The sequence below is a fragment of the Burkholderia guangdongensis genome, assembly GCF_013403875.1.
Lineage (GTDB): Bacteria > Pseudomonadota > Gammaproteobacteria > Burkholderiales > Burkholderiaceae > Burkholderia > Burkholderia guangdongensis.
Genome location: NZ_JACBNX010000011.1, coordinates 94,576 through 107,220, shown reverse-complemented (window position 1 = coordinate 107,220; position 12,645 = coordinate 94,576). Strand labels below are relative to the sequence as shown.

Annotated in this window: 12 protein-coding genes, 1 tRNA gene and 1 pseudogene; 10 read left to right on the top strand and 4 right to left on the bottom strand. The window is 67.1% G+C overall.

Features of this window, described 5'->3' with window-relative positions; genetic code table 11:
* Nucleotides 1–91 precede the first annotated feature (91 nt).
* From def to htpX, 4 genes are all read left to right on the top strand, one after another.
* A complete protein-coding gene (gene def / locus HZI36_RS12490) occupies nt 92–595 on the top strand; it encodes a peptide deformylase (RefSeq protein ID WP_179402968.1) in 504 nt (167 codons plus the stop codon).
* Nucleotides 596–623: 28 nt separating this feature from the next.
* The gene (gene fmt / locus HZI36_RS12485; protein WP_179402967.1) at nt 624–1,619 is read left to right on the top strand and encodes a methionyl-tRNA formyltransferase; all 996 of its coding nucleotides are present in this window, start codon (nt 624–626) and stop codon (nt 1,617–1,619) included.
* Between the two features lie 123 nt (nt 1,620–1,742).
* On the top strand, nt 1,743–2,372 hold the full coding sequence (locus HZI36_RS12480; RefSeq protein ID WP_179402966.1) for a LysE family translocator: 630 nt from the start codon (nt 1,743–1,745) through the stop codon (nt 2,370–2,372).
* A 105-nt stretch (nt 2,373–2,477) separates the two neighbouring features.
* On the top strand, nt 2,478–3,335 hold the full coding sequence (gene htpX / locus HZI36_RS12475) for a zinc metalloprotease HtpX (protein ID WP_179402965.1): 858 nt from the start codon (nt 2,478–2,480) through the stop codon (nt 3,333–3,335).
* A 16-nt stretch (nt 3,336–3,351) separates the two neighbouring features.
* On the opposite strand, the pseudogene HZI36_RS12470 reads toward htpX, so the two are convergent.
* The 4 genes and pseudogenes from HZI36_RS12470 to HZI36_RS12455 form a co-directional block, all read right to left on the bottom strand.
* A pseudogene (locus HZI36_RS12470) lies at nt 3,352–3,590 on the bottom strand (IS110 family transposase); the annotation flags it as partial.
* A gap of 13 nt (nt 3,591–3,603) precedes the next feature.
* Nucleotides 3,604–4,818 (bottom strand): DUF3396 domain-containing protein, encoded by a 1,215-nt coding sequence (locus tag HZI36_RS12465; protein ID WP_179402964.1) that lies wholly within the window; start codon nt 4,816–4,818, stop codon nt 3,604–3,606.
* 14 nt (nt 4,819–4,832) lie between these two features.
* Complete coding sequence (locus HZI36_RS12460) at nt 4,833–5,576, bottom strand: VRR-NUC domain-containing protein (RefSeq protein ID WP_179402963.1); 744 nt, start codon at nt 5,574–5,576, stop codon at nt 4,833–4,835.
* Nucleotides 5,573–6,100, bottom strand: a complete 528-nt coding sequence (locus HZI36_RS12455; protein WP_179402962.1) for a PAAR domain-containing protein — start codon at nt 6,098–6,100, stop codon at nt 5,573–5,575. Before HZI36_RS12455 ends, HZI36_RS12460 begins: the two co-directional genes overlap by 4 nt.
* 263 nt (nt 6,101–6,363) lie before the next feature.
* Between HZI36_RS12455 and rsmB the strand changes: the two genes are divergently transcribed.
* The 6 genes from rsmB to queC all read left to right on the top strand — a co-directional run bounded on the left by rsmB (nt 6,364) and on the right by queC (nt 12,617).
* The gene (gene rsmB, locus HZI36_RS12450) at nt 6,364–7,737 is read left to right on the top strand and encodes a 16S rRNA (cytosine(967)-C(5))-methyltransferase RsmB (RefSeq protein ID WP_179402961.1); all 1,374 of its coding nucleotides are present in this window, start codon (nt 6,364–6,366) and stop codon (nt 7,735–7,737) included.
* Nucleotides 7,734–8,324: a DUF4390 domain-containing protein gene (locus tag HZI36_RS12445; protein WP_179402960.1), complete on the top strand. Its 591-nt coding sequence runs from the start codon at nt 7,734–7,736 to the stop codon at nt 8,322–8,324. Before rsmB ends, HZI36_RS12445 begins: the two co-directional genes overlap by 4 nt.
* Nucleotides 8,314–10,725, top strand: a complete 2,412-nt coding sequence (esaS, locus tag HZI36_RS12440; protein ID WP_179402959.1) for a sensor histidine kinase EsaS — start codon at nt 8,314–8,316, stop codon at nt 10,723–10,725. The genes HZI36_RS12445 and esaS overlap by 11 nt, the downstream gene beginning before the upstream one ends.
* Nucleotides 10,726–11,415 carry a response regulator transcription factor EsaR gene (gene esaR, locus HZI36_RS12435; protein WP_179402958.1) on the top strand — a complete coding sequence of 230 codons (690 nt, stop codon included), beginning with the start codon at nt 10,726–10,728 and terminating at the stop codon, nt 11,413–11,415. It abuts the gene before it with no gap.
* A gap of 61 nt (nt 11,416–11,476) precedes the next feature.
* Nucleotides 11,477–11,552: transfer RNA gene (locus tag HZI36_RS12430), tRNA-Phe, on the top strand.
* 333 nt (nt 11,553–11,885) lie between these two features.
* On the top strand, nt 11,886–12,617 hold the full coding sequence (gene queC, locus HZI36_RS12425) for a 7-cyano-7-deazaguanine synthase QueC (protein ID WP_179402957.1): 732 nt from the start codon (nt 11,886–11,888) through the stop codon (nt 12,615–12,617).
* The last annotated feature ends 28 nt before the right edge of the window (nt 12,618–12,645 follow it).

Sequence of the window (12,645 nt, the reverse complement as noted above, 5' to 3'; positions counted from 1 at the left end):
ATCCACGTCATCTTCCTCGCGCCCCGGCGCTGCGGACAGTCGGCCGAGTGGCCAACGCGCCGGATGCCGATTCACCCGATTACCGAACATCATGGCTTTGCTGAACATCCTCCACTATCCCGACAAGCGCCTGCACAAGATCGCCAAACCGGTCGACAAGGTCGACGACCGGATCCGCAAGCTCGTCGCCGACATGGCCGAGACCATGTATGCCGCGCCCGGCATCGGCCTCGCCGCGACGCAGGTCGACGTGCACGAGCGCGTGATCGTCATCGACATTTCCGAGGAGAAGAACGACCTGCGCGCGTTCATCAATCCCGAAATCGTCTGGTCGAGCGACGGCCGGCAGATCTACGAGGAGGGCTGCCTGTCGGTGCCGGGCGTGTACGACGAGGTCGAGCGCCCCGAGCGCGTGAAGGTGCGCGCGCTCAACGAGCGTGGCGAGCCGTTCGAGCTCGACTGCGAGGGCCTGATGGCCGTGTGCATCCAGCACGAGATGGATCACCTGATGGGCCGCGTATTCGTCGAATACCTGTCGCTGCTCAAGCAGAGCCGGATCAAGACGAAGATGAAGAAACTCGAACGCGCGATGTGACGCGCGTTCGCTCTGCTCGACCGTTTCCATGACACATTCGTTGCGCGTCATTTTTGCCGGCACGCCGGAATTCGCCGCGGCCGCGCTGGCCGCGATCCATCAGGCCGGTTTTCCCGTGCCGCTCGTCCTCACCCAGCCGGACCGCCCCGCCGGGCGCGGGATGAAGCTGCAGGCGAGCGCGGTGAAGCGCTACGCGCTCGAGCACGGGATGCCCGTCGCGCAGCCGCCGTCGTTGCGCCGTGCGGGCAAGTTTCCCGCCGAAGCCGCCGCGGCGATCGAGCAATTGCGCGCGACGCCGCACGACGTGATGGTCGTGGCCGCCTACGGCTTGCTGTTGCCGCAGGAAGTGCTCGACATTCCGCGTTTCGGCTGCATCAACATCCACGCGTCGCTGCTGCCGCGCTGGCGCGGTGCGGCGCCGATTCACCGCGCGATCGAGGCGGGCGACGCGGAAACCGGCGTCACGCTGATGCAGATGGACGCCGGGCTGGACACCGGCGCGATGCTGCACGACGCGCGGCTGCCGATCGCGCTCACGGACACGACCGCGACGCTGCACGACAGGCTCGCCGACGCCGGCGCGCGGCTGATCGTCGACGCGCTCGCCGAGCTCGAGCGCACCGGCAGCCTGCCGGCGACGCCGCAGCCGGCCGACGGCGTGACTTATGCCGAGAAGATCGGCAAGCACGAGGCCGCGCTCGACTGGCGCAAGCCCGCGGACGTGCTCGCGCGCCAGGTGCGCGCGTTCGATCCGTTCCCGGGCGGCGTCGGGTCGCTCGATGGCGCGGCGCTCAAGCTCTGGGCGGCCGAGCCCGTTGCGTCGAGCGGCGCGGCGGCACCCGGCACGATCGTCGAAGCGGGGCCGGAGGGCGTCGTCGTCGCGTGCGGCGCCGGCGCGCTGCGGGTCACGCAACTGCAGAAGCCGGGCGGCAAGCGGCTGCCCGCGCGCGAATTCCTGGCCGGCGCGCCGCTCGCCGCCGGGCAGCGCTTCGCGTTGCCCGAGGCGGGCGCCGAGGTGGGCTGATAGCCGTTCTGCCCGTCATTCGACACGCACCGCGCGCGGTGCGCAATCGGCCGAACGGCCGAGTCGCACGGCGTGGTGCACGCGCGTAGAATTTCCGTGCGTTCACCCGGTTCCGAGGTTCCCATGCTTGGCATCACTCACTTCGGTTTCTTCATCCTGGCCGTCTTTCTGCTGAACATCACGCCCGGCCCGGACACCGCGTACATCGTCGGCCGCAGCGTCGCGCAAGGGCGCGGCGCGGGACTGATGTCCGCGCTCGGCATCTCGGCGGGCTGCTGCGTGCACGCGCTCGCCTGCGCGTTCGGCCTGACCGCGCTGCTCGCGGCGTCGGCCGCGGCGTTCACCGTGGTCAAGCTGATCGGCGCCGCGTACCTGATTTATCTGGGCGTGAAGATGATCGTCGCGAAGCAGGCCGCCGCGCCGGTCGCGCCGCGCGGCACGGCGAGGACGCTGCGCCAGCTTTTCCAGCAGGGTTTCCTGACGAACGTGCTGAATCCGAAGGTCGTGTTGTTCTTTGTGTCGTTCTTCCCGCAGTTCGTGTCGACGGATAGCGCGCACAAGACGCTCGCGTTCCTGTCGCTCGGCGCGGTGTTCGTCGTGATGAGCACGATCTGGAACAGCCTGATCGCCTGGATCGCCGGCAGCGTCACGCGGCGTTTTTCCGGCAAGCCCGGCGTCAGGAAGTGGCTCGACCGCACGGTCGGCAGTGCGTTCGTCGGGCTTGGCCTCAAGCTCGCGATGTCGCGGCGTTGAGATTGAATTTCCGCGCTCCGCCCTTATCTAACGAAACGCTTACAATCATCGCCGCGCCCGGCCCGGGCGCGCGGCGGTAGCCGCATTCGGACAAGGAGTGGATGTATGTTCAATTGGGTCAAGACGGCGGTCCTGATGGCCGCGATCACGGCGCTGTTCATCGCGATCGGCGGCATGATCGGCGGGTCGCGCGGGATGACGATCGCGCTGCTGTTCGCGCTCGGCATGAATTTCTTTTCGTACTGGTTCTCCGACAAGATGGTGCTGAGCATGTACAACGCTCAGGAAGTCGACGAGAACACGGCGCCGCAGTTCTACCGGATGGTGCGGGAGCTTGCGACGCGCGCGGATCTGCCGATGCCGCGCGTCTATCTGATCAACGAGGATGCGCCGAACGCGTTCGCGACCGGCCGCAATCCGGAGCACGCGGCCGTGGCGGCGACGACCGGCATTCTGCGCGTGCTGTCCGAGCGCGAGATGCGCGGCGTGATGGCGCACGAGCTCGCGCACGTGAAGCATCGCGATATCCTGATCTCGACGATCACCGCGACGATGGCGGGCGCGATCTCGGCGCTCGCGAACTTCGCGATGTTCTTCGGCGGCCGCGACGAGAACGGCCGGCCGGCCAATCCGATCGCCGGCATCGCCGTCGCGCTGCTCGCGCCGATCGCCGGCGCGCTGATCCAGATGGCGATTTCGCGTGCCCGCGAGTTCGAGGCGGACCGCGGCGGTGCGCAGATCTCCGGCGATCCGCAGGCGCTCGCGTCGGCGCTCGACAAGATCCACCGCTATGCGGCGGGCATCCCGTTCCCGGCCGCCGAGGCCCATCCGGCCACCGCGCAGATGATGATCATGAATCCGCTGCATGGCGGCGGTCTGCAGAATCTGTTCTCGACGCACCCGGCGACCGAGGAGCGTATCGCGCGTCTGATGGAGATGGCGCGCACCGGGCGCTTCGACTGAGTAACCTTCTTCCGCGTCAAGCCCGATGAAGTGAATCGTCCCAAGGTGTGTTGATTTTGACCATGGCATTGAGCACGGTCAGGAGCTTGCGCATGCAGGCAACGAGCGCGACCTTGGACAGTTTGCCGGCGGCCTTCAGGCGTTGAAGAAGGCTCTGATGGCGGGGTTGTAGCGTGTCGCGGTCAACGTGGCCATGTACAGCACGCGACGGATCGCGAAGCGGCCACCTTGAACCCGTCGTCGCCCATTGCGTAACTCAGGAGAGGCGTTAGCCCGGCGATCCACCGTCGTACCCCATGCCGTTCGGCGTGGTGGCGTCGGGTAGCCCCATCGCCTTCCGTAGACGATGGAGGTTGCGTGCGACGACGACTTTGCTGTCCGTGACGGTCGGAGTTTTGTGCAGCTCGCGCCATTGCTCGGTCACCTGGACGGGGGGCAGGTCAAACCTCCGCAACCAGGCTTCCGTTGCCACGGTGGTGTTCAGGAGCGGCGCGGTACTGTCAAGCGTTCCGCTTTGGAGGATGTCCATCTTATCGGCAACGATGGGGCGCAGCGCGGCGTTGAGTAGCACGTACGCGGGCGGTGGCAGCGGTGGCTTGCCCGGTCCGGCGGAAATGCCGGATTGCGGGGCAACCCCGGCTTGAATGATCAAACCGCCGTCGCCCAAGGGCTGGCGTACGTACCAGTCAGGCGGCAGCGTGAGCGACGGCGAACCGCCGGCCGCGCGCACGAGTTCACCGTCCAGCGCGACGATCCAATCCACGGTTTTGATCTTGCCGATCAGATCGACGGTACTTACACCCATCGGATCACCCACATCGATCCCCGGTCCGTAGCGGCGCGCATAGAAATACTCGCTCGCTTCGTTCGGGTCACGCCCCATTGGTGGGACGTTGACCGCGAAACCCGCGTGTCCGTGGACCGTTGGCAAGGCTTCGCAGAAGGCGGCGAACAGCGCCTGGAACACGCCCGGGCGTTGTTCGAGGAAGGCTCGAGGCACCGTGAAATCGAGTACGTCCATCCCGCGGTTGAGCTTCGCTTGCCAGTCCGCGATCGTGAACACGGCGAACTCGTACAACCCTGTCGCGAGTTTGTGGGCGGCGCTTGTGACCTGCGCAACCAGTGCTTCGTCGGCGGGCACCGTCTTCGCTAGTGCGTCGAGACCGGGGGCCTTGTCGAGCAACATGGGCTGCTCGCCCTCGGTGTAAAACCACCGCAGCGGACCGTCCTTCGACGGTTTTTCCCCGGCGGCGACCTGTAGCGCGTGGAAATACTCGTCGATCGTCGCGCGGTACTGCTCGAAGCACTTCACGATTGCGGTGCGCACGGCGGGCGTGTGACCGTCACGGAAATACACGACGCCACGCACCACGAGCGCGGCGCCCGTGATCCCTTTCCGGTACGCCGGCTCATACACACCAAACGGCAGGGTGTCCGCACGGCGAGGGTCCGCGATCCAGCGTTTGATCTCGTCTTCAGTCATGTCTCATCGTTCCATCACGGGAAGGCGGGCACCGGCGGCAACGGTGGCAGCGCGGGCGGAAATCCGCTCCCGCTCGACATCGAGTGTCCGCTGCTTCCGCCCAGCAGTTCGTCCATGTCGGACGACGATTTGGACTGTCGCTGGCTGGATTTTTCACCGTCCGGTTCGTCGTCACCACAACCGCATTCGGCCGGGCCGAGCGGCACGAACTTCGACCGCGATCCCGCGATGCGGACGTAATCCCGTTCCTGGTTGCGTCCGTAATCGTCGGGAGGGAACTTGAACTCGACGACCTGCTTGATGTTCGATTGCACCGGCGGTTGCGTGGGGTCGTTGACGATCACCACGTCCGGGCGGCGCAGGTTCCCAGCCCCCGCTTTGTACATCTCCCGACCGCCGGGCCAGAAGTCCTCGATCCATTGTCGCAGATCCGAATGGGGGCGCAGCGGATCTTCCGGGTCAGTCACCGGCTCCGGCGGCACGGCTTTCATGTCGTACGTCTGCTCGGGGCGGTACTCGGTCGGTGTTCCCGTCTCCATCCGGGAAGTCTCGTTCGCGAAGTCCAAGCGTTGCTGCACGCATTTCTGGCGCTGGATTCGACCGTTCCGCGTGGCGACGCCGATCTTCTTGCACTTGCAGAGTACCTGGCACAGCACCACGCGGTCTTTCTTCGAGAGGCGACCGTTGACCCCGACCCGGGTCGTTTGACCCTCGGGCGACATCCCACCGATCGCGGAACCCGGACCGTAGTCGCTCATGCGACGCCCTCGCTCCCAGGCTGGTTGAAGGTCAACGACAAGGCGTCATGACCGTCCAGCCAGTCGGTAAACCCTTTGGTGTCCGTTTTCCCTTGGACCACCCGTCCGTCCGCAGAGCGCACGGTATACGAGTGACCGGCGACCGGCTGACGGGTGGTGTCGTCGAGCACCTGGAAGCGTCCGCGGTGGGGCGTCTGCGGGTTGGTCTCGGGCAGGACGCTCTTCCCACCACCAATGGCGCCGCCGGGACCGGACGTCGGGGACGCCGTAGTGGTGTTTTGCGAAGCGATCAAGGTTGCTCCACACGCGGTGACATCCCCGTGTGACGCAACCGGGCGGCCATCGAAACTAACGCCCAGTGGCTTCACGGTGACGATGGGGAACACTCCACCGCAGCGTGGGCACGACACCATGTCGCCCAGTAGCGCGATCGCTTTGTCATCGGATTTGTTCAACGGTGAGCAGGTCAGGATCTTCCCGCCGTGGGAGGTTGAATCGCCCTCCCGGATAAACGCGAAACTCATTCAGCATTCCTCTGACCAAAGTGGTGAAGGAATGTAGCATGGTGGGTTTTCCCTAGGCCACCCTGTCGACGTTATCAGTTTTCATGCGTTCCTCGTAAAGATGATGATCGGTCACGGCACGTCGGTTCGGCGTCACGCTTGCGCCGCGTGCTCCCGGTGTGGTCTCGCCAAGCGACGCAAGCCCCGCGCGCTACAATGCCCGGTTTGGGATCGCAGCGGCGTTGCGCCGCGACGATCCCGCTGCTCGCAGACGCCAAGACTCGATGACACGACCACGCTCTTCCGCCCAATCCTCGCCCGGCCGCCCGGCGCGTCTTTCCGCACTGCATCTCGCGCCCGATTCGCTCGGCTTCGCGCTCGATGCGGCCGCGCAGGCGATCGACGCGGTCGAGCGCGGTACCGCGCTGCCGGCCGCGCTCGCCGCGACGATCGCCGGCATGGCGCCCATCGCGCAAAGCGCGGCGCGCGGCGCGACGCAGGACATCGCGTATCGGACGATGCGGCGTCTCGGCAGCGTGGATTGGCTGATCGGCCGACTCGTCAGCAAGGCGCCGCCGGCGCATATTCGTGCCGTGCTCGCGGTCTCGTTCGCGCTGCTGCTCGACGACGCGGACGCCGCCGCGTATCCGCCCTTCACCATCGTCGACCAGGCGGTGACCACGATTGGCGCGCGGCGCGAGTTCGTGTTCGCGAAAGGGCTCGTCAACGCGGTGCTGCGGCGCTTCCTGCGCGAGCGAGACGCGCTCGTCGCCGCGTTGCAGGCCGATCCGGCCGCGCGCTGGAATTACCGCCGCTGGTGGATCGACGCGGTCGAGCGCGCGTGGCCGAGTGACTGGCAGGCGATCCTCGCGGCGGGCGACCGGCCCGGCCCGCTGACGCTGCGCGTGAACGCGCGCCGCACGACCGTCGACGCGTATCTCGCGTCGCTGCGCGAGCACGGGATCGACGCGACCCAGGTCGGCGCGCACGCGGTGCGGCTCGCGTCGCCGCTGCCGGTCGAGCGTATTCCCGGCTTCGCCGACGGCGTCGTGTCGGTGCAGGACGCGGGCGCGCAGCTCGCCGCCGAGCAACTCGGCGCGGCCGACGGGATGCGCGTGCTCGACGCGTGCGCGGCGCCGGGCGGCAAGACCGGCCATATCCTCGAGCTCGCGGACGTCGAGGTCGTCGCGCTCGAGAGCGACGCGACGCGCGCCGCGCGCATCGGCGAGAACCTCGCGCGCCTGTCGCTCGTCGCCGACGTGTGTGTCGGCGATGCCGGCGCGCCCGCGCAGTGGTACGACGGCCGGCCGTTCGACCGCGTGCTCGCGGACGTCCCGTGCTCGGCGTCGGGCATCGTGCGCCGCCATCCGGACATCCGCTGGCTGCGTCGCGCGGCCGACATTCCGGCGCTCGTCGCCGAACAGCGGCGCATTGTGTCCGCGCTGTGGCCGCTCGTGAAACCAGGCGGCGAATTGCTGTACGTTACGTGCTCGATCTTTCCGGAAGAGGGCGAGATGCAGGCGGCGTGGTTTGGAGGCGCGTTTGAAGATGCGGTACGATTGGACGCTCCCGGCCAGCTGCTGCCCACCGCGTCCAGCGGGCCTGACCAGAACACCGATCACGACGGATTTTTCTACGCGCGGTTTCAGAAACGGTGACCATCAAACACCTTTTTCCACTCCGGCTCGCGGCCGCGCTGATGATCGCGCTGGCGCTGTGTCTCGCCGTCGCGGCGCCGGCGCGGGCCGATTCGATCGCCGTGCAGCGCGCGTCGCTGCAATCCGACGGCGGCGGCTGGAGCCTCGATGCCCGTTTCGACTTCGAGCTCAACAACAGCCTCGAGGATGCGGTCAACAAGGGCATCCCGCTGTACTTCACGACCGATTTCGAGCTGACCCGCGCGCGCTGGTACTGGTTCGACGAGCAGCCGGTGTCGGTTACGCAGACGATCCGCCTGTCGTTCCAGCCGCTCACGCGCGAATACCGCGTGTCGACGGGCGGCCTGCAGCTCGGTTTCGCGTCGCTCGCCGAGGCGCTCGCGGTGATCAAGCACGTGACGTCGTGGCACGTGATCGACCGCGGCCAGGTCGCGCAGGGCGAGACGTACACCGCGTCGGTGCGGATGCAGCTCGACACCGCGCTGATGCCGAAGCCGTTCCAGGTCGACGCGGTGAACAATCGCGACTGGACGCTCGCGTCCGACTGGAAGCGCTTCAACTTCACGGTGGCCGAACGTGCTAAATAAAGTGCGCCGCGAGACGAGCGGAAAAAGCCTCCTGATTCGCGTGATCGTGTCGACGGTCGCGCTCACCGCGCTGCTGCTGCTCGTGCTGCTCGCGGCCGCGAGCGCGAACACCGAATTCTTCGACCGGTACTACTCGTGGCTCTACGCGACGAACATCATCGTCGCGCTCGTGTTCCTGCTCGTCGTCGTCGGGCTGATCGCGATGATCGTCGTGCGGCTGCGGCGCGGCAAGTTCGGCACGCGGCTGCTCGCGAAGCTCGCGGTGTTCTTCGCGCTCGTCGGCGTCGTGCCGGGCGGAATCATCTACATCGTGTCGTACCAGTTCGTGTCGCGCAGCATCGAATCGTGGTTCGATGTGAACGTCGAGACCGCGCTGACCGCCGGCCTGAACCTCGGCCGCGGGATGCTCGACGCGTCGCTGTCGGATCTGCAGACGAAGTCGCGGCTGATGGCCGACCAGCTCGCGAGCGCCGACACGAATTCGAACGGCACGACGCTGACGCTGCTGCGGCTGCGCGACCAGTTCGGCGTGCAGGACGCGACGATCGTCGAGCCGGACCGCGGCGGCACGGGCGCCACGCCCGGCCTGCACATCGTCGCGCAGGCGTCCGGCAACTTCGCCGCGTTGATCCCGGACGACCTGCCGACGGATCTGATGCTGAGCCAGGCGCGTGAGCACGGCGGCTACGCGGCGATCGAGGGCGAGGTCGACGGCGATCCGCGCGCGCATGGCGCGAAGGGGGCGCTGAGGCTGCGCGTCGTGCGGCGCATTCCGGATGCGAGCACGTCGCTGTTGCAGCCGGCCGAGCGCTATCTGCAGCTCACGCAGCCGGTGTCGACGACGCTCGCGCGCAATGCGGACGCGGTGCAGCGCGCGTATCGCGAATATCAGGAGAAGGCGCTCGGCCGCACCGGCCTGCGCAAGATGTACATCGGCACGCTGACGCTCGCGCTGTTCCTCGCGACGTTCATCGCAATGATGCTCGCGCTCGCGCTCGGCAACCAGCTCGCGCGGCCGCTGTTCCTGCTTGCGCAGGGCACGAAGGAGGTCGCCGAGGGCGACTACACGCCGAAGCGCGAGATCAAGACGCGCGACGAGCTCGGCTTCCTCACGCAATCGTTCAACGCGATGACGCGCCAGCTCTCCGAGGCGCGCCTCGCGGTCGAGCGCAACCGGGTCGCGCTCGAGCATTCGAAGACCTATCTCGAAAGCATTCTCGCGAACCTGACCGCTGGCGTGTTCGTGCTCGACCGCCAGTTCCGGCTGACGACCGCGAACCGCGGCGCCGAGCGGATCTTCCGGCAGCCGTTCAACGGCCTGATCGGCGCGACGCTGGACCAGATCGGCGTCGCCGCCGGGTTCGGCGCGATGGTGCGCAAGGCGTTCGCGGATCGCGAGGCCGCGTCGGCCGGCGGCGAGAGCGATCGCGGCCACTGGCAGCAGCAGTTCGCGGTTGAGCTGCCGGGCGAGGCCGATCCGCTGACGCTGCTCGTGCGCGGCACGCGGCTCGTGTCGGCCGCCGAGGCGCGCGCGGACGATCCGCAGACGTCCGGCTACGTCGTCGTGTTCGACGACATCTCCGACGTGATCTCCGCGCAGCGTTCGGTCGCGTGGGGCGAGGTCGCGCGCCGGCTTGCGCACGAGATCAAGAATCCGCTGACGCCGATCCAGCTGTCCGCCGAGCGACTGCAGATGAAGCTGCACGACAAGCTGGAGCCGCATGACGCGGATGTGCTCAAGCGCGGCGCGACGACGATCGTCAACCAGGTCGCCGCGATGAAGCGGATGGTCGACGATTTCCGCGAATACGCGCGCACGCCGCCGGCGGTGCTCGCGAACCTGCAGTTGAACGATCTGGTCAGCGAGGTGCTGAGCCTGTATGGCGTCGGCGAGGGCAAGAGCACGATCGTCGTCGAGCAGGCGCCGCTGCCGGTGATTCGCGGCGACGCGACGCAATTGCGGCAGGTGATCCACAACCTGCTGCAGAATGCGCAGGATTCGGTCGCCGAAGTCGAGCATCCACGTGTGTTGCTCGAAACCAAGACAGTAGAATATGGCGATCCCGACGCCGAGGGCAAAACGCGCGTCGCGGTGCGCCTCACCGTGTCCGACAACGGGCCGGGCTTTCCGGCGCGCATTCTGACGCGCGCATTCGAGCCTTACGTGACGACGAAGTCGAAGGGCACGGGCCTCGGGCTCGCCACGGTGAAGAAGATCGTCGACGAGCACGGTGCGCGAATCGATCTGCGCAACCGGATGCACGGCGAGACCGTCGAGGGCGCGCAGGTGTCGATCCTGTTCCTGCAACTGGCGGATGATCTGCCGGGCTCCGACGATGGAGTGCAGCGAGCGGCGGCGCTTGCAAAGACAAAAGCAACTGTGCAGACAAAGGCAGCGTAAATGGCAACCATCCTGGTGGTAGATGATGAAATGGGCATCCGGGAATTGCTCTCGGAGATCCTCAGCGACGAAGGCCATGTCGTCGAAGTGGCGGAGAACGCGCAGGCCGCGCGGGCGTACCGCCTGAATCAGGCGCCCGATCTCGTCCTGCTCGACATCTGGATGCCCGACACCGACGGCGTGTCGCTGCTGAAGGAGTGGGCGAGCCACGGGCAGCTGACGATGCCGGTCATCATGATGTCCGGGCACGCGACGATCGACACGGCGGTCGAGGCGACGAAGATCGGCGCGCTCGATTTCCTCGAGAAGCCGATCGCGCTGCAGAAGCTGCTGAAGTCGGTCGAGCACGGGCTCGCGCGCGGCGCGTCGCCATTGCCGGTGAACTCGGCGGCGAAGACGGCGGCCGGGCCGGCGACGGTCGCGTCCGCGGCGGCGCTGCCGACGCTTGGCGACGACGTCGCCGCCGCGCTCGGCCTCGCGGGCCAGACGGCGGCGATTCCGTTCGACATCCCGCTGCGCGAGGCGCGCGACGCGTTCGAGCGCGCGTACTTCGAGTATCACCTCGCGCGCGAGAACGGCAGCATGACGCGCGTCGCCGAGAAGACGGGCCTCGAGCGCACGCACCTGTACCGCAAGCTGAAGCAGCTCGGTGTCGAGCTCGGCAAGAAGCCGTCCGAAGGTGCGATGTAAAAAATTTCGCGAAAACGCTTGAGGGGCGTGGGAAAGGTCGCTATACTCTCTTTTCTTCGTTGGCCCGGTAGCTCAGTTGGTAGAGCAGCGGATTGAAAATCCGCGTGTCGATGGTTCGATTCCGTCCCAGGCCACCAAGTATCCAACCCCAAGAATCGTCAGGTTCTTGGGGTTTTTCGCTTGTGACGGGTGCCGTGGCGGCGCGGCGGCCGATTTCGGCGCGGCGTGATAAAATCCGAGCCCGCTCAATGACTTAAGCGCGTGGCGTCCGCGCAGCAAAGGTCTGTCCGGGCAAGACGCGGCGCCGAATTTCGCGCGATCGGCGGTATAACCGCCGGCCGTCTTCGACGCCGGCGGCGCTGCCTATACTGGTCGAGCCGGCGCATCGCCGGCACGCGTCGGACCGTCCGGCGGCAGCCGGCCGCCGGGGCGCAGCGCGACGCGAGCCTACATATTCACGGAGTATCACGGTGATTCGGACAGACGCTAAGGACGGCGCGCTCGTGTTGTTTTCGGGCGGGCAGGATTCGGCGACGTGCGTCGCATGGGCGCTCGAGCGCTATCAGACGGTCGAGACGCTCGGCTTCGACTACGGCCAGCGCCACCGCGTCGAGCTCGAGTGCCGCGAAGGCGTGCGCGATGCGTTGCGGCGCGAGTTTCCGCACTGGGACGAACGGCTCGGCGACGATCACATGATCGACCTGTCGGTGCTCGGCGCGATCAGCGATACCGCGATGACGCGCTCGATCGAGATCGAGACTGCCGCGAACGGCCTGCCGAACACGTTCGTGCCGGGCCGCAACCTGCTGTTCATGACGATCGCCGCGGCGGTCGCCTATCGGCGTGGCCTGCGCGTGCTGATCGGCGGGATGTGCGAGACCGACTTCTCCGGCTATCCGGACTGCCGCGACGATACGATGAAGGCGCTGCAGGTCGCGTTGAATCTCGGGATGGACACGCGCGTCGTGCTCGAGACGCCGCTGATGTGGCTCGACAAGGCCGACACGTGGCGCCTCGCCGAGCAGCTCGGCGGCGAAGCGCTCGTCGAGTTGATTCGCGTCGAGACGCACACGTGCTACGTCGGCGAGCGCGCGGAGCTGCACGACTGGGGCTTCGGCTGTGGCGAATGTCCGGCGTGCAGGCTGCGCAAGCGCGGCTACGAAGCGTATCTGAAGGGCGAGCCGGTGACGGAAGCACCGTGACGCGCGGCGCGCGGTGAATGTGATGGTT

Excerpts from the sequence above, each read along its gene's own strand:
- fmt (WP_179402967.1), top strand. The coding sequence starts at position 624 with ATGACACATTCGTTGCGCGTCATTTTTGCCGGCACGCCGGAATTCGCC.
- def (WP_179402968.1), top strand. The coding sequence starts at position 92 with ATGGCTTTGCTGAACATCCTCCACTATCCCGACAAGCGCCTGCACAAG.
- htpX (WP_179402965.1), top strand. The coding sequence starts at position 2,478 with ATGTTCAATTGGGTCAAGACGGCGGTCCTGATGGCCGCGATCACGGCG.
- rsmB (WP_179402961.1), top strand. The coding sequence starts at position 6,364 with ATGACACGACCACGCTCTTCCGCCCAATCCTCGCCCGGCCGCCCGGCG.
- HZI36_RS12465 (WP_179402964.1), bottom strand. The coding sequence starts at position 4,818 with ATGACTGAAGACGAGATCAAACGCTGGATCGCGGACCCTCGCCGTGCG.
- HZI36_RS12455 (WP_179402962.1), bottom strand. The coding sequence starts at position 6,100 with ATGAGTTTCGCGTTTATCCGGGAGGGCGATTCAACCTCCCACGGCGGG.
- HZI36_RS12480 (WP_179402966.1), top strand. The coding sequence starts at position 1,743 with ATGCTTGGCATCACTCACTTCGGTTTCTTCATCCTGGCCGTCTTTCTG.
- HZI36_RS12460 (WP_179402963.1), bottom strand. The coding sequence starts at position 5,576 with ATGAGCGACTACGGTCCGGGTTCCGCGATCGGTGGGATGTCGCCCGAG.
- esaR (WP_179402958.1), top strand. The coding sequence starts at position 10,726 with ATGGCAACCATCCTGGTGGTAGATGATGAAATGGGCATCCGGGAATTG.